This is a genomic window from Streptomyces sp. NPDC060064 (genome assembly GCF_042736455.1).
Taxonomy (GTDB): domain Bacteria; phylum Actinomycetota; class Actinomycetes; order Streptomycetales; family Streptomycetaceae; genus Streptomyces.
The window spans coordinates 144192-163848 of the sequence record NZ_JBHWWF010000015.1; the positions used below are offsets into that span (position 1 = coordinate 144192).

16 protein-coding genes are annotated in these 19657 nt (G+C 68.8%); 5 read left to right on the forward strand and 11 right to left on the reverse strand.

Features of this window, described 5'->3' with window-relative positions:
* The first annotated feature begins 82 nt into the window (after nucleotides 1–82).
* Nucleotides 83–1294: a glycoside hydrolase family 64 protein gene (locus tag ACFWDI_RS19685; RefSeq protein WP_385305594.1), complete on the forward strand. Its 1212-nt coding sequence runs from the start codon at nucleotides 83–85 to the stop codon at nucleotides 1292–1294.
* Between the two features lie 151 nt (nucleotides 1295–1445).
* Here the strand turns inward: ACFWDI_RS19685 and ACFWDI_RS19690 are convergent, their stop codons facing one another.
* Nucleotides 1446–1958, reverse strand: a complete 513-nt coding sequence (locus ACFWDI_RS19690; RefSeq protein ID WP_362680542.1) for a hypothetical protein — start codon at nucleotides 1956–1958, stop codon at nucleotides 1446–1448.
* A 229-nt stretch (nucleotides 1959–2187) separates the two neighbouring features.
* Between ACFWDI_RS19690 and ACFWDI_RS19695 the strand changes: the two genes are divergently transcribed.
* Nucleotides 2188–2805 (forward strand): YceI family protein, encoded by a 618-nt coding sequence (locus tag ACFWDI_RS19695; protein ID WP_327326289.1) that lies wholly within the window; start codon nucleotides 2188–2190, stop codon nucleotides 2803–2805.
* Nucleotides 2806–2921: 116 nt separating this feature from the next.
* Here the strand turns inward: ACFWDI_RS19695 and ACFWDI_RS19700 are convergent, their stop codons facing one another.
* Nucleotides 2922–4151 carry a S8 family peptidase gene (locus ACFWDI_RS19700; RefSeq protein ID WP_385305530.1) on the reverse strand — a complete coding sequence of 410 codons (1230 nt, stop codon included), beginning with the start codon at nucleotides 4149–4151 and terminating at the stop codon, nucleotides 2922–2924.
* A gap of 32 nt (nucleotides 4152–4183) precedes the next feature.
* A complete protein-coding gene (locus tag ACFWDI_RS19705; protein ID WP_385305532.1) occupies nucleotides 4184–4642 on the reverse strand; it encodes an ATP-binding protein in 459 nt (152 codons plus the stop codon).
* Between the two features lie 111 nt (nucleotides 4643–4753).
* Between ACFWDI_RS19705 and ACFWDI_RS19710 the strand changes: the two genes are divergently transcribed.
* Together ACFWDI_RS19710 and ACFWDI_RS19715 are read left to right on the forward strand one after the other, a co-directional pair.
* Nucleotides 4754–5575, forward strand: a complete 822-nt coding sequence (locus ACFWDI_RS19710; RefSeq protein ID WP_385305534.1) for a Scr1 family TA system antitoxin-like transcriptional regulator — start codon at nucleotides 4754–4756, stop codon at nucleotides 5573–5575.
* Nucleotides 5575–5811 (forward strand): DUF397 domain-containing protein, encoded by a 237-nt coding sequence (locus ACFWDI_RS19715; RefSeq protein WP_385305536.1) that lies wholly within the window; start codon nucleotides 5575–5577, stop codon nucleotides 5809–5811. Before ACFWDI_RS19710 ends, ACFWDI_RS19715 begins: the two co-directional genes overlap by 1 nt.
* Here the strand turns inward: ACFWDI_RS19715 and ACFWDI_RS19720 are convergent, their stop codons facing one another.
* The 4 genes from ACFWDI_RS19720 to ACFWDI_RS19735 form a co-directional block, all read right to left on the reverse strand.
* Complete coding sequence (locus ACFWDI_RS19720) at nucleotides 5812–6435, reverse strand: class I SAM-dependent methyltransferase (RefSeq protein ID WP_385305538.1); 624 nt, start codon at nucleotides 6433–6435, stop codon at nucleotides 5812–5814.
* Between the two features lie 77 nt (nucleotides 6436–6512).
* Complete coding sequence (locus ACFWDI_RS19725; protein WP_385305540.1) at nucleotides 6513–7850, reverse strand: hypothetical protein; 1338 nt, start codon at nucleotides 7848–7850, stop codon at nucleotides 6513–6515.
* A gap of 158 nt (nucleotides 7851–8008) precedes the next feature.
* Complete coding sequence (locus ACFWDI_RS19730) at nucleotides 8009–11125, reverse strand: glycoside hydrolase family 3 N-terminal domain-containing protein (protein ID WP_385305542.1); 3117 nt, start codon at nucleotides 11123–11125, stop codon at nucleotides 8009–8011.
* Between the two features lie 93 nt (nucleotides 11126–11218).
* Complete coding sequence (locus tag ACFWDI_RS19735) at nucleotides 11219–12199, reverse strand: LacI family DNA-binding transcriptional regulator (RefSeq protein WP_362680516.1); 981 nt, start codon at nucleotides 12197–12199, stop codon at nucleotides 11219–11221.
* A gap of 244 nt (nucleotides 12200–12443) precedes the next feature.
* On the opposite strand from ACFWDI_RS19735, the gene ACFWDI_RS19740 reads away from it, so the two are divergent.
* Complete coding sequence (locus ACFWDI_RS19740) at nucleotides 12444–14315, forward strand: ricin-type beta-trefoil lectin domain protein (RefSeq protein ID WP_385305544.1); 1872 nt, start codon at nucleotides 12444–12446, stop codon at nucleotides 14313–14315.
* A gap of 10 nt (nucleotides 14316–14325) precedes the next feature.
* Here the strand turns inward: ACFWDI_RS19740 and cimA are convergent, their stop codons facing one another.
* The 4 genes from cimA to ACFWDI_RS19760 all read right to left on the reverse strand — a co-directional run bounded on the left by cimA (nucleotide 14326) and on the right by ACFWDI_RS19760 (nucleotide 19645).
* On the reverse strand, nucleotides 14326–15939 hold the full coding sequence (cimA, locus tag ACFWDI_RS19745; protein WP_385305545.1) for a citramalate synthase: 1614 nt from the start codon (nucleotides 15937–15939) through the stop codon (nucleotides 14326–14328).
* A 514-nt stretch (nucleotides 15940–16453) separates the two neighbouring features.
* Nucleotides 16454–17779 (reverse strand): MFS transporter, encoded by a 1326-nt coding sequence (locus ACFWDI_RS19750; RefSeq protein ID WP_385305547.1) that lies wholly within the window; start codon nucleotides 17777–17779, stop codon nucleotides 16454–16456.
* Between the two features lie 94 nt (nucleotides 17780–17873).
* On the reverse strand, nucleotides 17874–18485 hold the full coding sequence (locus tag ACFWDI_RS19755; protein WP_385305549.1) for a TetR/AcrR family transcriptional regulator: 612 nt from the start codon (nucleotides 18483–18485) through the stop codon (nucleotides 17874–17876).
* Nucleotides 18486–18625: 140 nt separating this feature from the next.
* Nucleotides 18626–19645 (reverse strand): agmatine/peptidylarginine deiminase, encoded by a 1020-nt coding sequence (locus ACFWDI_RS19760; protein WP_385305551.1) that lies wholly within the window; start codon nucleotides 19643–19645, stop codon nucleotides 18626–18628.
* Between the last annotated feature and the right edge of the window lie 12 nt (nucleotides 19646–19657).

The window sequence follows — 19657 nt, forward strand, 5'->3', positions numbered from 1 at the left end:
ACTATTGACGCCCGTCCCGGCCATGGCGAGAGTGGTGGACACCCCCCACGAGTACAGGAGTTCATCCGTGATATCCCGTCGAATGTTCCTTTCCGGCACCGCGGCTGCCGCGACAGCGCTCACCTACCCCACCTGGGGAAGCGCTCTCAGCCCGCACGCCAAGGCCGCGCCCCCCACCTGCGAACTGGCGCTGGAGAACAAGTCGTTGCCCGGCACGGTCAACGCGTACGTCACCGGCCATGAGCAGGGCACCGGACGCTGGGTGCTGCTCCGTCCGGGCGGCGGCGTCTACTACCCCGAGTCCCCGTCCGCGCCGCAGACCCCGCTCCCCGTCGACTGCGCCATCCCGCTGCGCGCGGCCGGCGCGGGCCCGGTGGTGCTGACCCTGCCGCAGATGTTCGGCGCCCGCGTCTACTTCGTACGCGACAACAAGCTCAACTTCTTCGTCAACCCCGGCCCCGCCCTGGTCGAGCCGGCCTTCGCGACCCCCACCGACGCCAACTACGGCCGCACCTGGTCCTTCGCGGAGTTCACCTTCAACCCGACGCAGCTGTACGCCAACATCAGCTATGTCGACCTGGTGACCGCACTCCCGATCGGTCTCACGCTGACCGGCGACGCCACCCACAAGGTCGCGGCCCTCCCGAACGGCGCGCTGCAGAAGATCGCCGACGGCCTTGTCGCCCAGGCGGCCCGCGACGGCCAGCCATGGGACAAGCTCGTCATCCGCGGCTCCGGCGGCCAGGTACTGCGGGTGATCTCACCGCAGAACCTGATGGCTCCGTACTTCGACCGCCCCGCGGAGATGCCCTTCCGGAACGTCTTCGACAACTACATCAACCAGGTCTGGCAGAAGTACCGCTCGACCGATCTGCGGATCGACCTGCAGGGCGGGCGGGGCGTACGCACCGGGCGCGTCAACGGCGACGTCATGACCTTCACCGGCGGCCACACCTTCGCCAAGCCGACCTCGAAGGACATCTTCACCTGCAATCACGGCCCGTTCGCCAACAACCCCGGTGACCCGGACGACAAGAAGGGCCTGCTGGCCAGGCTCGCCGCGGGCTTCAACCGGACGACCCTGCTGACCCACCCCGACCAGCCGAACAGCGCGACCTCGGCCGACTACTACCGGGACCCGGCCACCAACCACTGGTCGCGCGTGCTGCACGCCAACACCCCGATCGGCTACGCCTTCCCGTACGACGACGTCCGTCCGGACGGCCAGCCGGATGTCTCCGGCGCGGCGTTCGACGGCAACCCGCGGCGCTTCACGCTGACGGTCGGTTCCTGACGACTCGGGTCCCCGTCGGGGCTCCGCCCCGAACCCCGCGAGGACAACGCCCGAAGGGCGTACGAGACCTCGGGGCCCCGGTTACGGGAAGGTGCGGATGTCCGGCCGCCATGGGGGGACGGCCGGACACCTGCCCGGGCGAAGCCCCGGTTCAGCAGCCGCCGCAGTTGTAGTAGATGACGTCCCAGTGGCTGCCCTCGTCCGCGTAGACGTTCCCGGAGCCGGACCTCCACTGCGGGGCGCCGTCACCAGGACGCGCGCCGATGTAGCTGAAGGTGTTCTTGATGTAGTTCGTGACGCAGGTCGACTTGGCGTAGTCGAGCTTGTAGCCGTTCCAGTGCGAGTACGTACCACCCGCGTGCCCGGTCTCGGTGCCGCCGGTGATGTTGAGCGCACACCCGGTCGCGCTCTTGAGGGTCTGCGCTCCCTTCGCGGTCGCGAGGTTGAGCTGCTCGAAGGACGTACACGTCGGATTGTTGCGGTCGGAGCAGCCGCCGGACGAGGACCAGGTGATCCCGGACGAGCGGAACATCGAGGTCGCCGTGGCATGGCTGATCTTGGTGGCGGCGTTCGCTTCGGTCGCGCCGCTGATGACACCGAATCCGGGCGCGAAGAGCGCACCTGAGACGAGCGCGAGTGCGCTCAGAGCGGAGCGGACTTTCATGGCGGGGGATCCCTCCTGCTGATGACCGTTGTGACCGTGCTCTCCGGTGGGACGGCTGTGCAGGTGGCGCAGGGAGATGGTGCCCGAGATCTACGCGCGTCCGCCAGAGGGCTGCCGCGTCGATGGAGTGAACCTCTCGAGAAGATGTTGAACTTTGAACGGAATAGGTCTACTGTCGGTGTCGTTGAAGCTTAAACAACACGCCACCACGTCCCCCAAGGAGTGCGTCATGGGTCTCTTCAACCGCAAGACCGACACCACCACCACCGCGACCGCCACCACCGTGGTGGACCCGGCGCTCGCCGCTCTGACCGGCGAGTACAGCATCGACCCCGCCCACAGCAGCATCGGCTTCACGGTGCGCCACGCCATGGTCACCAATGTCCGCGGCTCGTTCGGCGACTTCTCCGGCAGCCTGCAGCTGAACGGCACCGACCCCCACCACTCCACCGCCGAGATCGACGTCAAGATCACCAGCATCGACACCGGGATCGCCGACCGCGACGGCCACCTGCGCAGCGGCGACTTCTTCGAGGCGGAGAAGTACCCGCTGATGACGTTCCGTTCGACGCAGGCGGAGCAGCTCGGCGGCGACTCGTACCGCATCACCGGTGACCTGACGATCAAGGACGTCACGCGCCCGCTCGCCATCGACCTGGAGTTCAACGGCTCCGCCACCGATGTGTACGGCAACGAGCGCGTCGGCTTCGAGGGCAGCGCCGAGATCCTCCGCTCCGACTGGGGCCTGACCTGGAACGCGGCGCTGGAGACCGGCGGCGTGATGGTCAGCGACAAGGTCAAGCTCACCTTCGACATCTCGGCGATCAAGGCCGCGCCGCAGGTCTGACCCCGTAGGCCTGATCCCCTAGGCCTGACCCCGTAGGCCCGACCGGTCTGCCCCACGAGCGCGCCCGTCCTGCCGTCCCCACGGCCGGGCGGGCGCTCGGTCATGTCTGGTTCGCTTCAGAGGCCGTTGGTGTAGAGGAGCCGGTTGGGCGAGCCTTGGCCGGCGTTGCCGAGAACGTCCTTGGTGGACCCGTCTTCGAGCCAGGCGGCCAGTTCCTTCGGGAGCGCCTTCGGGTGCTTCGCCGCGTAGAGAGCCGCGACACCGGCGACATGGGGAGAGGCCATGGACGTGCCCGTCAGGGCGACGCTGCCGCCGAAGAAGTTGGCCGAGACGATGTCGACGCCGGGCGCGTAGAGCGACAGGCACTCGCCGAAGTTGGAGAAGTCGGTCTCGTCGTCGTCGCGGTCGGTCGCGCCGACGGCCACCACGCGGTCCGCGGACGCGGGCGAGACGTCGCAGGCGTCCGCGGATTCGTTGCCCGCCGCGACGATCGGCAGGACACCGCTGTCCGAGACGGCGGTGACGGCCTTGTTCACCGCGACCGACTTCTCACCGCCGATGGAGGCGTTGAGGACGGCCGGATGCTTGGCGTGGGCAGCCACCCAGTCCAGTCCGGCGATCACACTCGACCAGGTGCCCGAGCCCAGGCAGTCGAGGACCCGGACGCTGACGAGGGAGGCCGCGCGCGCCACGCCGTACGTCTTGCCTGCGACCGTGCCCGCGACATGGGTGCCGTGGCCGTGGCAGTCCCGCCCTTCCCATCCGTCCCCGACGGAGTCGTAGCCGAGCTTGGCGCGGCCGCCGAACTCGGTGTGGTCGAAGTCGATACCGGTGTCGAGGATGTACGCGGTGGCGCCCCGGCCCTTGCTCTTCGCGGTGAAACTCTTGTCCAGCGGCAGGTTGTGCTGATCGATACGGTCCAGGCCCCAGGACGCCGGTGCCGACAAGGCCGTCGCCGACGGGGCCGCTGCCCGGGTGTCACTGCCCGGGGATCCCAGCACCGAGACCGCGGCGTCCTCCTCGACCGCCACGACCCCGGGGGTGGAGCGCACTTGGTCGAGCTGAAGCGGGCTGAGCGCGGCGGCGAATCCGCGCATCGCCGACCTGTAGGTGAAGAGCGGCTCCACGCCGGCCCGGCCCGTCATCGCCTCGGAGTCGACGCCCTTGCCGAGGGTCACGATGTAGCGACCCGGCACGGCATTCGCCGAGCGGTACAGGGCGGCGGGGGCGGCATGCTCGTCGGACGCCTGGGCGGACTGGGAAGACGCGGACATGAGTCCGGCCGCCACCAAGGCAGCGGTGAGGGCGGCCGCCGCGAAGGCTGTGAGCCTCGTTCTCTTGCGCATGGGCACGAGGAAACACAGAAAGACGATCATAATCAATTACCCAGCGTAGCGATTCGCGACTTTCTGTAGCGGATCCGAGATGGATCCGCCACCAGGGCGAACTCGCACCACACCGTCTTGCCCGGGCTGCGCTCACCCACCCCCCATTTGTCCGCCAGCGCCGCGACGAGGAGGAGACCGCGGCCGCCCTCGTCGTCCGGGTGCGGCGGCGACAGCCGTACGCACCCGTCGCCGCTGTCGTGGAGCTCGACGCGCAGGATGCCGTCCGCATGCAGGAACAGGTGCAGCCGGAAGCCGCGGCCCGGCGGCACACCGTGCATCAGCGCATTGGTGGCCAGCTCGCTCACGCAGAGCACTACGTCGTCCGCCCTGTCGGCCGTGGCCCAGTCGGTCAGCGCCTGCCGGATGAACTCCCTGGCCGCGGAGACGGACCGGCGGTCCCGTCGGTAGAACGCCTCGCGGAAGTACGGAAGTTGGGGTTCGTCGTTCATACGGCCACTGTCACGGGGAGTCACTACGATGGATCAGTGCGTCAGGTCGTACAGCCGCGTTGTACGACTCGTGACGGGTCGTACACGTCCCGCGACGGGAAGGGGGAGCGCATGCACCCAGCCAGAAGGACCAAGAGGATCACCTCTTGGCATGTGATCGGCGCCCAGCTCGCGACCTTCCGCAAGGCGGCCCGGATGACCCAGGCCGAGCTGGCGACACAGTTCTGCGTGGGCGAGGACACGATCGCCTCGATCGAGCAGGGGCGCAGGGCGCTCAAGCTGGATCTCGCGATCGCGCTCGATGAACTGCTCGATACGAAGAGGGCGTTGCAGACGGCGGTGGACAAGGTGCCGGAGCGGGAGCGGTATCCGGCGTTCGCGCAGGACTTCATCGACCACGAGCAGGAGGCGCTGACCCTGCTCTCCTACCAGAACCAGGTCGTCCCTGGACTGCTCCAGACCGAGGACTATGCCCGCTCCGTGTTCTCCTGCCTCTATCCGCCGATCAGCCCGGAGGACGCCGAGGAACGGCTGTCCGCTCGGATCGACCGGCAGAAGTTCTTCGAGCGAAAGCCCTGGCCGCCGATGATGAACTTCCTACTGGAGGAAGTCATCCTGCATCGGCCCATCGGGGGCCGGGAGGTACTGCGCGAACAGGTCCGGCATCTTCGGCGCTGTGCCGAACTCCCTTTCCTGGGGCTTCAGATCATGCCGACGAATCGACAGAAGCACGCGGGACTCGCAGGAGCCTTCGTGCTGCTGGAAACACCCGATCACGATCAACTGGCCTATATCGAGGGGCAGCGGGTCAGCTTCCTCGTCGATGATCCGGCTGAGGTCAGTGTCCTCCAGCAGAAATATGGGATGCTGCGGTCACAGGCCCTCACCCCTGAGGAGAGCATGGGCCTGCTGGACGATCTGGCAGGAGAGTAATGAATCCCGCAGTACTGACCTGGTTCAAGTCCAGCTACAGCAGCGACGAAGGCGGCGACTGCATCGAAGTCGCCTACGACTGGCACAAGTCCAGCTACAGCGGTGACGAGGGCGGCGCCTGCGTCGAAGTCGCAGCTCATCCCCTCGCCGTCCACATCCGCGACTCCAAGAACCCCACCGGCCCCGTCCTCACCGTCACTCCGGCCGCCTGGGCGACCTTCGTCGCCGAGCGCTGACTAGGGCGACAGGGCGATGCCGAGGGAGTCGGCGCCCATGGGCTTGGGTGCGCCCTTCTCGTAGAAGACGTCGAGATCGGTAATCGTGAACCCTGCGGTCGCCAGCATGTCGACGGTCGGCCGGGTGAGGTGACATCCGCCGAAGATCCGCTTGTTCAGCGGTTCGAGCCGCCGTTGCCAGCAGCGCACGTTTTCGTCCTCTTCCGGGGCCAGTCCGTGCTCGAGGAAATGCAGAGTCCCGCCGGGCTTGAGGACGCGCCGCACCTCACGCAGAGCGGCCCCCGCGTCGGGGATGGTGCAGAGCGTCCAGGTGGAGAGCGCGGCGTCAAAGCAGTCGTCCTCGAAGGGCAGCGCCTGGCCGTCCAGACCGGCGCGCTGCACCGGGACGGTTGCCGCCCTGATGCGTTCCCCGGCAAGTTGCCATCCGACATCGGAAGGCTCGACCGCGGTCACGCCGGTCACGGCCGCCGGGTAGAAGGGGACGTTGTGCCCCGAACCGAATCCGATCTCGATCACTTCACCCTGCAGGCCCTCGCAAACTCGGCGTCGTAGCGGTTCGACCAGCTTCGTCCCGCAGGCGACGTCGACGATCCGCGGCACGATTCGCTGGGCATAGAACCCCATCGCGACCTCCGTGGCTCACTACCAGCATGGCACCGGCACGGCCCCTGGAGGCACCGTGCCGCTGAGCCGCCAGGGCGCTAGAAGCCGCCGCCCCCGTCGAACCCGCCACCACCACCGTCGAAGCCGCCTCCACCCCCGAAGTCGCCGCCGCCGAAGTCGGAGGAGTTGAAGTCGGCGCCCGAGTAGTCGCCGCCGCTGAAGTCCCCGCCGCCGTAGTCGGCCGCGTAGGCCGGTGTGGAGAGCATGCTGCCGAGCAGCGTGCCCACCAGCAGGCCGGGCAGGATTCCGCCGCCGAAGTAGCCGCCGGCCCAGGGGCCGTACGCCGGTCCCGCCTCCCAGTACGGGCGGCGGCCGGAATCCGTCTCGACCGTGCGGGCCATCGGGTCCTCGCCGTCCTCGAGACGGGCGGCGTCGGCGGCACACACCGGGACCTCACGGGTGGTTGCGCCGGCCGGCGTCCAGGAGACGTCGGCGACCGAAGGGCCGTGGCGCGGGTCGAAGAAGCACGGCGCCCGGCGCTCCGGCACCGCCACACCCGTACGGCGTGCGTCCAGGACCGCCAGTGAGTACCGGCCGTCGTCCAGGGCCTGGGTGACTCCGCGTACATCACTGGGATGCTCGGCGGCTCCCATCAGCGACTTCGACGTGTCGTACGAATCGAGTGCGCGCTCGTAGTCGGCGCGCATGGCATCGGTCGCGCCCTTCTCCGAGGGGTGGAAGTCGAGTCGGTCCAGCTCCTCGCCGAAGGCCGTGATGTCCTCGTCGACGACCACGCGGAGCTTGTCGAGGGCGGCCCGCTCCTCCTCGGCCTTCTTCCGGCGGTTGCGTTGGACGATGGTGTAGGCGCCCGCGCCGCCGGCGACCAGGACCACACCGAGCGTGATCAGGGAGCCCATGTTCGAGCCCTCGTCGGGGCTCGCGCCCCAGGAGGAGGGGGCGCTGCCGCGTGCCTGGGGCAGGGCCTGGTCGACGAAGTTGTTCAGCTGAGTGACGGCGTCGGAGCCCGGGGGCGTCTTGACCGCCGTGACCAGGTTCTGCACGGCCTGGTTGCTCATGACGCTGCGGTCCGCGCCCGCGTTGAATCCATTGCCGAGGCGGATCGCGTACAGGCCGGTGACGCCGGTCTCGGTACGGATGTTCCGCAGGACCGAGTCCGGCGGGAACTCCGCGCTGTTGGGCAGGACCGCCACGAAGACCGGCTTGTCCGCGTCCTTGATCTTCTTGGCGAGGGCGTTCGCGTCGGCCTTGGACAGCTGGCCGGAGACGCGCGGGTCCACGTAGACGGGGCCCTTCTTCAGCGCCGCGGCCACGGTTTCGGGGCCGGTGGCCGCCTGCGCTCCCGGCGCCGCCACGAGGGCGGTCGCCGAGAACGCAAGGAGCAGACCGGACACTGCGGTGAACAGCCTGGTCTTCATACTGTCGACGCTACCTGAATAGGCGCGAATCGGGACAAGCGCGGAGCCTTACGCCTGCGGCGGGCCTTTCCCCTACCCGCCCCTTCCCGTAACTGGGGCTCCGCCCCAGACCCCGCGCCTCAATCGCCGGCGAGGCTGGGTTTCCCGCGGGCTGGGGGCTAACTCAGCCTGTACGCCAGCGTCAGCTTGGCCACCGCCCCCGCCAGATCCCCGGTCAGCAGAAGGTGGTCCGCTTCGGCGAAGGGCTTCGCCGAAGCCTCGGTGATGTGCTGACCGATCTTCTGCTGGGCGATCAGCCGGGCCTGCGAGACCAGCGCACGGGCTTCCGGGGAGTCCGTCCGGCCCGCCGCCTCAAGGATCCTTGCCGCGACGGCGATGGCCTTGAGGGTGAGCTCCTCACCCGTCGGCGGCTTCTTGAGCGTGGTCAGACCCCAGCCGTACGGGTACTGCGGGTCGTACGCCTTGTCCCCGACATTGATCGGCAGCTGCGCCTGGGACTTCGGCCACGTGACCGGGAGCTGTCCGGTGAAGGCCTTCTTGCCGTAGAGGACGTCGGCGACGCCGTCGCCCTCCGTGCCCGGGAGCCAGGAGGCGACAAGGGCGTCGATGTCGCCGAGGCGGTCGCCGATGAGCTGCGGGCGGCCGGAGACGATCAGCACCGCGCACTTCATCGCGGCACAGACCTTGTCGACGGCGGCCTTGTCGGCGGCGCTCAGCTCCAGGTCGTGGCCGTTGCCGACATCGCCGACGCCCTCGGCGTACGGGGTCTCGCCGACCACGACCACGCCGACGTCATGGCCGTCGGTGGGTGCGGAGGCGTCCTTGGAGTAGGTGACCGCGTCGGGAGCGGCCTTCTTGATGCCTTCCAGGATGGTCGTACCCGTGGTGATCTTTCCGGAGGAGCCCTGCCAGGTGATGGTCCAGCCGCCGGCCTGGTTGCCGAGGTCGTCGGCGTTGGACCCGGCGACGTACACCTTCTGGGTCGGCTTCAGCGGCAGTACCGCGCCGTCGTTCTTCAGCAGGACCTGGGACTTGGCTGCGGCCTCACGCGCCACGGCGCGGTGTGCGGCCGAGCCGATCTCCGACAGGTTGGAGGTGTCCGCGTACGGCTTCTCGAAGAGACCCAGGGCGAACTTCTGGGTCAGGATCCGGGACACCGCGTCATTGATCCGGGCCTCGGAGATACGGCCCGCGTTGACCTCGTCCTGCAGGGTCTTGTGGAAGTCCGGGTAGTTCGTCGGGACCATGATCATGTCGAGTCCGGCATTGATGGACGTACGGACGTCGCTCGGGTAGTCACCGGGAATCTGGTCGATCGCCTGCCAGTCGCTGATGACGAAGCCTTTGAAGCCCATACGGTTCTTCAGCACACCGTTGATCATTTCCGCACTGGCGTGCATCTTCACCGGGCCCTGGTCGTCGCCGAGGATGTCCAGCGAGGAGTACGAGGGCATCACCGTGCCGGTGCCGCGCTTCACCGCCTCCGCGAACGGCGCGAGGTGTACTGCTTCCAGCTCCTGCCGGGTGACCTTGGTGATGCCCTGGTCGATCGTGTACGAGCCGGTGGAGGACGAGCCGAATTCCGTACCGCCGTCGCCGACGAAGTGCTTGGCGGTGGCCAGCACCTTGTCATTGCGGCCGAGGTCCTTGCCGGACGGTGCGCCCTGCATGCCCTTGATCACCGTCTCCATGGCGGTGACCAGGGCCGGGTCCTCGCCGAAGGCCTCGTAGGAACGGCCCCAGCGCTCGTCGCGGGTGACGCAGAGGCAGGGCGCGAAGTCCCATGGAATGCCGGTGGCGCGTACTTCCTTCGCTGTCACCGCGCCGGTCTTCTCGGCGACGGCCGGGTCGCGGGTGGCCCCGATGCCGATGTTGTGCGGCATGATCGTCGACCCGATGACGTTGTTGTCGCCGTGCACCGCGTCCACGCCGTAGATCAGCGGGATCTGGAACCGCGTTGCCTGGGCCCGCAGTTGGTAGGCGTCGACCATCTTTGCCCATGCCTCGGGGGCGTTGGGGGTGGGCACCGAGCCGCCGCCGGAGAGCAGCGAGCCGAGGCCGTAACCGGCGATGTCCCCCTGCGACTTGAGGGCGTTGCGCTCGGCCTGGGTCATCTGACCGGCCTTCTCCGCGAGGGACATCCGGGAGAGGAGGTCGGCGACGCGCTTCTTCACCGGGAGGCGCTTGTCGAGATACGGCAGGCCGTGGGCGTCCACGACGACCTGGGGGGTCTCGGCCGGGGGCTTGGCGCCGGTGACCGTGAGCTTCAGCGGGATCGTCTCCGCGGACTCGGCCGTGCGGTCCTTCTTCGTGGTCACGGCGACGGTCCGGGACGTGCCGGAAGCAGAACCGGCCGGGAAGGTGACCGTGCCGGAGACCGGTGTGTAGTCCGTGCCCGTTTCGGCGGTGCCGCCCTCGGTCGTGTACGCCACGGTGACGGGCTCGTCGATCGGGCCGGATCCGGTGGTGGCGACGGAGATCCTCACCTGTGCGGTGCCGCCCTCGGCGACCGGGTACACGGCGGCGTCGGTGACAACGTTTGCCTTCAGCGCCGGGTCGGCCTTGCCGTACAGCTGCACGCCGTCCATGGCGAACCTGCCGGGCGCGCCGGTGGGCAGGGTGAGCGCGTACCCCCACATCGCGTTGAGGCCGAGGATGTGGTCGATGCCGCCGACCGGCTGGTAGTCGGCGCGGTAGACGAAGTCGGCGAAGGGGATCTCGACGAGGTGCCAGCCCTCCCAGTCGTCGGTGAAGGACGTGGTCCACAGCTCGGAGGCCTCGCCGTTGGCGCCGCCGTCCTTCAGCTCGAAGTTGATCCGCTTGCCGGATCCGGGCGGCAGCGGGGCGGTGTTCTGGCCGAACCACCAGAAACGGATGCCTTTGTGGGCGGTCCAGTCGTGGGCGGGCTTGTCGAAGGCGAAGTCGTGGGTGAGTCCGCCCCAGCCACTGATGTCGTAGGTGCCTTCGAGGACCTTGGCGCCCTCGGGGGCGTCGGCACGCTCCTTGAACTCCAGCTTGGGCTGGTCGTCGGCGTCGCTGCCCCAGGTGAAGATCCCCTCGGCCGGGGGGTTGGCGAAGGGGACCTCCCCCTCGAAGGCGTCGACGGTGACGGGTGCGGGGTCGTCGGCGGCGGCGCTCGGAACGGCTGCGGCGAGGAGGCCGGTGAGTACGGCGGTCGCGGCGAGCACGGCGGTTCCGGCTCTGGTTCCGGCTCTGGTTCTGGTCTTGGTTCTGGTTCCGCTTCCGGTTCCGGCTCTGGTTCTGAGGCGTGGCATTGCGGCTCCTTGAGTGCGGGTCACGGTTGCGTGCGGTCCTGTACGGCCTTCGGCCATGTCCTCAATCGCCGGACGGGCTCAACAAACCCCTCGTCATGACGACGGCGCGGATCGGCGGACGATCAACTCGGTGGGCAGGATGACGGGTTCATGGGGAGCGGCCGTGCCGCCGAGATGGGCCAGCAGCATCCGTGCCGCCGTCTCGCCCATCTCCCGCATGGGCTGGCGGACAGTGGTCAGCGGGGGCTCGGTGTGCTGGGCCATGGGGATGTCGTCGAAGCCGACGACGGCGATGTCGTCCGGCACGGACCGGCCCGCGGCACGCAGCGCCCGCAGCGCCCCCGCGGCGCTGAGGTCGTTGTGCGCGAAGACCGAGTCGAAGTGCCTGCCCGTGGCGAGTTGCCGCTCGACCGCGAGCCGCCCCGACAGTTCGGTGAAGTCCCCCTCCGCGATCAGCTCGGTCGGCAGGACCTCGAGGAACCCCTCGAGCCGGTCCTGTACGCAGCCGAAGTGCCGGCGGCCGGTGACGATCAGGGGGCGGCTGCGGCCCGCCGCCAGCAGATGGCCCGCGGCCGACGCACCGCCCTCGCGGTTGGTGGTGGCGACGGACGGGAACTCCGGGTGGTGGCCGCGGTCGTCGATGAGGACGACCGGGAGTCCCTTGCGGTGCATCGCGGTGATGGTGTCGAGGGTGTTCTCGGGTTCGACGACGAGGAGGCCGTCGAAGGCGCGGGCGGAGACCTGACTGGTGAAGTGCTCGACGGACTCGGCGCCACGGTTGCAGGTGAAGAGGAGTAGCCCGTATCCGGCGGCCTCGACGGTATCCACGACTCCCTGGAGTACTTCGCCCATCCAGGGCCAGGTGAGCGGGGGCGTCAGCATGCCGACCGTACGGCTGCTGCCGCGGGCCAGACCGACGGCCCCCAGACTGGGCACATAGCCGAGGCTTGCGATCACTTCACGAACGCGGGCGGCCGTGCCGGCGTCGACTTCGCCCTTGGTGTTCAGGACGCGGGACACGGTGGTCTTGCTGACGCCCGCCTCACGTGCGACATCGGCGATCGTGACGGGCATTCCGGGGCCTCCGCGTCGAGGTCTGGAACCGGTGCCGGAACCGGTACCGGTGGTGCGCGGCGAGTCAACTCGTACCGGGTCCTGTCGTCAAGACTTCACACCGAGATCGGCCGAATCCCAAGTTCCAGGCAGGTGCGGGGTCTTGTGTGTTCAGGCTCTGAATGCGCAAACCCTTGACGGCTGTACGCAGCGGCAGTTCACTCACGCCTCGTCCCCCACACCACTGCCGGAGAGGGCCCAGCCCATGGCACGACGTACCGGAACGATCAGAATCCTGCTCGCATCGGCCCTGGCCGCCGCCGGTCTCACCGGTCTGACGACCGGCTCGGCGCACGCCGCGGGCGAGCAGGTGAACATCTGGCTGACCACGACGGACGACGCCGGCGGCCGACATGTCACCCGGGGCCTCCAGCAGCAGACACCCGTCAACTTCCAGGCGGGCAGCGGCGGCAGCGGCACCAACATCACCGTCGACGAGAACACCCGCTTCCAGACCTTCACCGGCGGCGGCGCCTCCTTCACGGACACCGCGGCCTGGCTGATGAAGGGCAGCGGAGCGCTGTCCCAGGCGACCCGTGACGCGACAATGAAGAAGCTCTTCTCGCCGACCGAGGGAATCGGGCTCTCCTTCGTCCGCAATCCGATGGGCGGCTCGGACCTGGCCCGCTTCGGTTACACGTACGACGATGTGCCGGCCGGCCAGAGCGACCCGGCACTGTCGAAGTTCTCGATCGCGCACGACCTCGCCGACGTACTGCCGCTGACGAAGCAGGCCAAGCAGCTCAATCCGGCGCTCACCACGGTGGCCTCGCCATGGACGGCACCCGCCTGGATGAAGGACAGCGGGCAGCTCAACGGCGGCTGGCTGAAGTCGGAGTACTACGGCGCCTACGCGAACTACTTCGTGAAGTATCTCCAGGCCTACCGCGACCAGGGCATCCCGGTCGACTACGTCACCGCGCAGAACGAGCCGACCTGCTGCGACAGTTACCCGTCGATGAGCTGGAACGGCTCGGGTCTCGCGTACTTCACCAAGAGCGAGCTGTTGCCGAAGCTCCAGGCGGCGGGCCTGCCGACCAAGGTGCTGGCGCACGACTGGAACTGGGACACCTACGACGCGTACGCCGCCCCGACGGTGAATGACGCGGCGGTCCGCAGCCACCCGAACTTCGGCGGGATCGCCTGGCACGGCTACGGCGGGAACATCTCCAAGCAGACCGAGGTGCACAACCAGTATCCGCAGCTGGACGCCTTCCAGACCGAGCACTCCGGCGGCACCTGGATCGCCAACCAGCAGCGCGAGGACATGACCAACATCATCGACTACACCCGTAACTGGGCGAAGTCGGTGACCAAGTGGTCCCTCGCCGTCGACCAGAACCGGGGCCCGCACAACGGCGGCTGCGGAGTCTGCGACGGACTCGTCACGGTGCACAACGGCGACGGTCGGCACGGCCAGGTCGACTACATGATCGAGTACTACACGATGGGCCACCTCACCAAGTTCGTGCGGCCCGGCGCCCACCGGATCGCCTCGACGGCGAGCTCGGCCGTGCCGAACGTGGCCTGGCGCAACCCCGACGGCTCGAAGGCGCTGATCGCGTACAACGACGGCTCGGCAGCACAGACGATCACCGTCAACTGGGGCGGTCAGCACGCCACCTACTCACTGCCGGGCAAGACATCCGCGACCTTCACCTGGTCCGGCACACAGGCCGGCGGCTCGGACGCGACCGGTAGCCTGACCGGCCTGGCGGGCAAATGCCTCGATGTGGCGGGCGGCGCCGGCGCGGACGGCACGGCCGTCCAGCTCTGGGACTGCAACGGCTCCGCCGCCCAGCAGTGGACGGTCCGCGCGGACGGCACCGTCCAGGCGCTCGGCACATGCCTGGACGTGACCGCCGGCTCGACCGCGAACGGCGCGAAGGTCCAGCTGTACGGGTGCAACGGCTCCGGCGCACAGCAGTGGCGCTACGAACCGTCGAGCGGTGATCTGGTGAACGTCCCGGCGGACAAGTGCCTCGACGTCTCCGACAACTCCTCGGCGAACGGCGCCCGCGCACAGATCTGGGCCTGCACCGGAGCCGCCAACCAGAAGTGGCGGCTCCGGTCCTGACCTGCGAGGGCTACTCGGCCGGTTCGACGCCGGCGCGCAGCAGACCGTAGGTGTACGCGTCCTCCAGAGCCTGCCAGGAGGCGGCGATGACGTTCTCGGCGACGCCGACCGTGGCCCATTCGCCGCTTCCGTCGCCCGTCGTGATCAGTACGCGGGTCGTGGACTCGGTGCCGTGGCGACCTTCGAGGATGCGGACCTTGTAGTCGACCAGCTCCATCTTGGCGAGCTGCGGGTAGATCTTCTCCAGGCCGACGCGCAGCGCCCGGTCGAGTGCGTTGACCGGGCCGTTGCCCTCGGCGGTGGCGACGATGCGCTCGCCCTTGGCCCACAGCTTCACGGTGGCCTCGTTGGCGTGGGTGCCGTCGGGGCGGTCCTCGACGATGGCCCGCCAGGACTCCGTACGGAAGTAACGGCGGGCCCGGCCCTCCGCCTCCGCACGCAGCAGCAGCTCGAAGGAGGCGTCCGCCGCCTCGTATGTGTAGCCCCTGAGCTCGCGCTCCTTGACCCGCTCGACGACCCGGCCGACGAGCTCACGGTCACCGCCGAGGTCGATACCGAGCTCTTTGCCCTTGAGCTCGATGGAGGCGCGGCCCGCCATGTCGGAGACGAGCATCCGCATGGTGTTGCCGACCTGCTCGGGGTCGATGTGCTGGTACAGATCGGGGTCGACCTTGATGGCGGAGGCGTGCAGTCCGGCCTTGTGGGCGAAGGCCGAGACACCGACGTACGGCTGGTGCGTGGAGGGCGTGAGGTTGACGACCTCGGCGATCGCGTGCGAGATCCGGGTCATGTCGGCCAGCGCGCCCTCGGGCAGCACCTTCTTGGCGTACTTGAGCTCCAGGGCGGCGACGACCGGGAAGAGGTTGGCGTTGCCGACGCGCTCGCCGTAGCCGTTGGCGGTGCACTGGACGTGGGTGGCGCCCGCGTCGACGGCGGCGAGGGTGTTGGCGACGGCGCAGCCGGTGTCGTCCTGGGCGTGGATGCCCAGGCGGGCGCCGGTGTCGGCGAGGACGGTGGAGACAACGGCCTGGATCTGGGCGGGCAGCATTCCGCCGTTGGTGTCGCACAGGATGACGACATCGGCGCCCGCGTCGGCCGCGGTGCGCACGACGGACTTGGCGTACTCCGGATTGGCGCGGTAGCCGTCGAAGAAGTGCTCACAGTCCACGAACACCCGGCGGCCCTGCTCACGCAGGTAGGAGACGGTGTCGCGGACCATCTCCAGGTTCTCCTCGAGGGTGGTCCGCAGCGCCAGCTCCACATGCCGGTCATGCGATTTGGCGACCAGCGTGATCACCGGTGCACCCGACTCGAGGAGCGCTCTGACCTGCGGGTCCTCGGACGCCTTGGCGCCAGGGCGGCGGGTGGCGCCGAAGGCGACGAGCTGTGCGTTCCGGAAGGTGATCTCCTGCTGGGCACGCGAGAAGAACTCCGTGTCCCGGGGATTGGCGCCGGGCCAGCCGCCCTCGATGAACCCCACGCCGAAGTCGTCCAGGTGCCGTGCGATGGTCAGCTTGTCCGCAACGGTGAGGTTGATGCCTTCGCGCTGCGCGCCGTCCCGCAGCGTCGTGTCGAAGACATGGAAGCTGTCGTCGGTCTCCGTGTCCGTGGCCTGTGTGGTCATGGCTGTGTTGACTCCTGTCGGATGAGTGGCTCCCGGAATTACTGGCTCCACTTGCCCCCATCATCGCGCGCTGCTCGCTTCCGGCCGAGGTGGAGCCGTAAAACGAAAAAACCCCTCGCGGGTGCGAGAGGTCTGCGCGCGGGTCTGGGGCACGGTGGTCGCGTCGTAGTTGTTGGTACGAGGCGATCACTGAGGACCGGCGCGCCTGCTGCCCATAATCATGGCGAACGAAAGCACGGTCGCAGTCTGCCATACGCCGTGCGGCGGGCGGGGTGGGGTCTCACCATGCGGGCGCCTGAGCCGGGGGCTCCCCTGAGGCGCGCCCCTGGGGCTCCGCCCCTGTGCCCCCGGGACGCCCTTCGGGCGTGTCCTCAATCGCCGGACGGGCTGACTTTCCCGCCCGTCGGACGGGAAAGCCCAGCCTCGTCGGCGGCACATCTCAGCCCCTCCGGCGTTTGAGGAGCGGGGTCCGGGGCCGAAATTCAGCCGCGGAGCCCCGGGGAAAGGGCCCCTCCTACTTCACCCGGGCCGGGGTCGGAACCTCCTCGCTGCGCGCGGGCGCCGTCGCCGCCACCCGCTTCAGGTCGATGTCACGCGTCTCGCGCATCGACAGGTACACCACCAGCGACACCGCCGCGCAGCCCGCCACGTACCAGTAGAAGCCCGACTCCAGCCCCGCATCCTTGAACCACAGCGCCACATACTCCGCCGTGCCGCCGAACAGCGCGTTCGCGATGGCGTACGGCAGCGCGACACCCAGCGCTCGGATACCCGTCGGGAACAGCTCGGCCTTCACACACGCGTTGATCGACGTGTAGCCGGTGATCACCACAAGGGCCAGCAGCGCAAGCCCCAGCGCCGACCAGAACGAGCCCGCGTGCTTCAGCATCGTCATGATCGGCACGGTCAGGAAGGTCGAACCGACCGCGAACGTGATCAGCAGCGGACGGCGGCCGATCCGGTCGGAGAGCTTCCCGGCGAGCGGCTGCAGACAGGCGAAGACGATCAACGCGCAGAAGGAGACCAGGGTCGCGGTCTGCTTGGGCAGCCCGGCGGAGTTGGAGAGGTACTTGGTGAGGTAGGTCGTGTACGTGTAGTACGCGACGGTGCCACCCATCGTCAGGGCGATGACCAGGAACGCCTCGCGCTTGTGCGCCCACAGGGCCTTGATCGTGCCCTTGTCCCCGGCGGGGGTGTCGTCGCCGGACTCCTCGTAGACATCGGTCTCGAGCATGTTGCGGCGCAGATAGAAGACGATCGCCGCGCCGAGCGCGCCGATGATGAACGGGATGCGCCAGCCCCAGCTGTGCAGGGCGTCGTCGGACATGGTGCGCTGCAGGATGATCTGCAGACCGAGGCCGACGATCTGGCCCGCGGTCATCGACACGTACTGGAAACTGGAGGCGAAGCCGCGGTGCTCCGGGGCGGAGGCCTCGGTGAGGTAGGTCGCGCTGGCCGCGTACTCTCCGCCGACGGAGAGGCCCTGCAGGAGGCGGGCGATCAGCAGCACCACCGCGCCGCCGTAGCCCGCGACGCCGTAGGTGGGCGCGATCGCGATCAGGACCGCGGATGCGGACATCAGACTGACGGTCAGGGTCAGCGCCGTCTTGCGGCCCTTGCGGTCACCGACCCGGCCGAGCAGCCAGCCGCCGACCGGTCGCATGAAGAAACCGACAGCGAAGATGCCGGCGGTGTTCATGAGCTTGGCGGTGTCGTTCCCTTCGGGGAAGAACGCCCCCGCGAAATAGGTCGCGAAGCTCGCGTACACGAACCAGTCGAACCACTCGACCATGTTGCCGGCGGAACCGACCCAGATCTTCTTCCAGTGCTCTCGTCCCATGAGGTGAAACCGTGCCGGAGGGGCACTACCTCAACAAGACGGCAGGCGGCAACGATCGGGAGTACTTGCGTACGTTGCGTTCCCGGGAGGTCGGTCAGCGGGCGGGCCCGAGCAGCGTCTCGTCGAGGAACTCCCGCACGTGGGCGAGGACTTGGGCGCGTCCTGTACCCGGTATTCCGACGGCGACATGAACGCTGAAACCGTCGAGGAGGGCGCGCAGCCGGGCGGCGAAGCGGTCGGGGTCGACAGTACGGAACTCGCCGCGCGAGATGCCTTCGGCGATCAGCGCGACGAGGTCCCGGTGCCAGGCGCCCTCGATGGCGGCCTGCCGGGCACGGGCGTCGGCCTCGGCGTTCTGCGAGCGGTTCCAGACCTCGAGCCAGAGCGTCCAGTGGGGGTCGCGGGGCCCGTCGGGGATGTAGAGATCGACGTATGCGTCGAGGCGTTCGGCAGCGGAGGCCTGCTGGGAGAGCAGGGCACTGCGCTCGGCACCGAGACGGCCCTCGCTCCATTCGAGGGTCTGCAGGAGCAGCTCGTCCTTGGTGCGGAAGTAGTAGAGGAGATGCCCGCTGCTCATCCCGACCTCACGGCCGAGCCCGGCCATGGTGAGCCCGTCGAGGCCACGCTCGGCGATGGTCGCCATGGCGGCGACGAGGACGGACTCCCGTGGCGGCGCGATGTTGCGGCGGCGCGCGGCGGGGCTCATACGGCGGCCACCGGCACGCTCGGAGAACGGCCGCATCTCGCGTTGAGGAACACATTCACCCGTATGTTCTACCTGATCTCACTCGTCGCCGAGGACGATCCAGCGGTCCTCGGCCCTGCGCGAGCACAGGGCCTCGGACATCAGACCCTGGGCTGCTGCTGTGTGATGCAGTGGATGCCGCCGCCACCGGCGAAGATCGTGCGGGCGTCGACCAGCGTGACCGTACGGTCGGGGTAGAGGCGGCGGAAGATGCCCGCCGCGATCTCGTCGCGCGGGTCGTCGAAGGCGCACAGCACCACGCCGCCGTTGCAGACGTAGTGGTTGATGTACGAGTAGTCGACCCATGCCCCGTCGTCCTCCCGTACGACGGTCGGCGCCGGGACCTCGACGACCTCGATACGGCGGCCCCGTGCGTCCTTCTGGGACTTCAGCATCTCCACGTTCTCCTTGCAGAGCTCGTGGTCGGGGTGGGCGGGGTCCGGCTGGCTGTGGGCGACTACCACCCCCGGGCCGGCGAATGCGGCGACGATGTCGACATGGCCGAGCGTGCCGTAGCCGTGCGGCGGATAGTCCGCGGTCAGGCCGCGCTTGAGCCAGATCGCCTTGGTCGTGCCGAGCTTGGCATGGATCTCGGCCTCGACCTCCTCCTTCGTCCAGCCCGGGTTGCGCTCGGGGCCGAGCTGCACGGTCTCGGTGAGCAGTACCGTGCCGTCGCCGTCGACATGGATGCCGCCGCCCTCGTTGACCAGCGGTGAGCTGTGCGAGGGCACGCCGACGAGGTCCGCGACAAGCCGGGCGATCTTCGCGTCGTGCTCCCAGCCGGCCCACTCCTGCGCGCCCCAGCCGTTGAACACCCAGTCCACGGCGGCCAGTTGGGTGCCGTCGGTGACGAAGGTCGGACCGATGTCGCGCATCCACGCGTCGTCCAGCTCGCGCTGGACGATGTCGATGTCCGGGCCGAGGAGTGCGCGGGCACCCCCGGCCTGGCCCGGGTTCACGACCATGGTGACCGGCTCGAAGCGGCGTACGGCCCGGGCGACGGACGCCCACGCCCGGCGGGACTCGGTGAGATCGTCCCCGGTGAAGGTGGCATTGGGGCCCGGCCAGGCCATCCAGGTGCGCTCGTGCGGGGCCCACTCGGGCGGCATACGGAAGGTCATGTCGTCGGACTC

Coding starts and splice junctions, on each gene's coding strand:
- ACFWDI_RS19735 (WP_362680516.1), bottom strand. CDS start 12,199: ATGCCCGTCACGATCGCCGATGTCGCACGTGAGGCGGGCGTCAGCAAG.
- ACFWDI_RS19685 (WP_385305594.1), top strand. CDS start 83: ATGTTCCTTTCCGGCACCGCGGCTGCCGCGACAGCGCTCACCTACCCC.
- ACFWDI_RS19695 (WP_327326289.1), top strand. CDS start 2,188: ATGGGTCTCTTCAACCGCAAGACCGACACCACCACCACCGCGACCGCC.
- ACFWDI_RS19715 (WP_385305536.1), top strand. CDS start 5,575: ATGAATCCCGCAGTACTGACCTGGTTCAAGTCCAGCTACAGCAGCGAC.
- ACFWDI_RS19700 (WP_385305530.1), bottom strand. CDS start 4,151: ATGCGCAAGAGAACGAGGCTCACAGCCTTCGCGGCGGCCGCCCTCACC.
- ACFWDI_RS19690 (WP_362680542.1), bottom strand. CDS start 1,958: ATGAAAGTCCGCTCCGCTCTGAGCGCACTCGCGCTCGTCTCAGGTGCG.
- ACFWDI_RS19730 (WP_385305542.1), bottom strand. CDS start 11,125: ATGCCACGCCTCAGAACCAGAGCCGGAACCGGAAGCGGAACCAGAACC.
- ACFWDI_RS19720 (WP_385305538.1), bottom strand. CDS start 6,435: ATGGGGTTCTATGCCCAGCGAATCGTGCCGCGGATCGTCGACGTCGCC.
- cimA (WP_385305545.1), bottom strand. CDS start 15,939: ATGACCACACAGGCCACGGACACGGAGACCGACGACAGCTTCCATGTC.
- ACFWDI_RS19725 (WP_385305540.1), bottom strand. CDS start 7,850: ATGAAGACCAGGCTGTTCACCGCAGTGTCCGGTCTGCTCCTTGCGTTC.
- ACFWDI_RS19705 (WP_385305532.1), bottom strand. CDS start 4,642: ATGAACGACGAACCCCAACTTCCGTACTTCCGCGAGGCGTTCTACCGA.
- ACFWDI_RS19740 (WP_385305544.1), top strand. CDS start 12,444: ATGGCACGACGTACCGGAACGATCAGAATCCTGCTCGCATCGGCCCTG.
- ACFWDI_RS19710 (WP_385305534.1), top strand. CDS start 4,754: ATGCACCCAGCCAGAAGGACCAAGAGGATCACCTCTTGGCATGTGATC.
- ACFWDI_RS19755 (WP_385305549.1), bottom strand. CDS start 18,485: ATGAGCCCCGCCGCGCGCCGCCGCAACATCGCGCCGCCACGGGAGTCC.
- ACFWDI_RS19750 (WP_385305547.1), bottom strand. CDS start 17,779: ATGGGACGAGAGCACTGGAAGAAGATCTGGGTCGGTTCCGCCGGCAAC.
- ACFWDI_RS19760 (WP_385305551.1), bottom strand. CDS start 19,645: ATGACCTTCCGTATGCCGCCCGAGTGGGCCCCGCACGAGCGCACCTGG.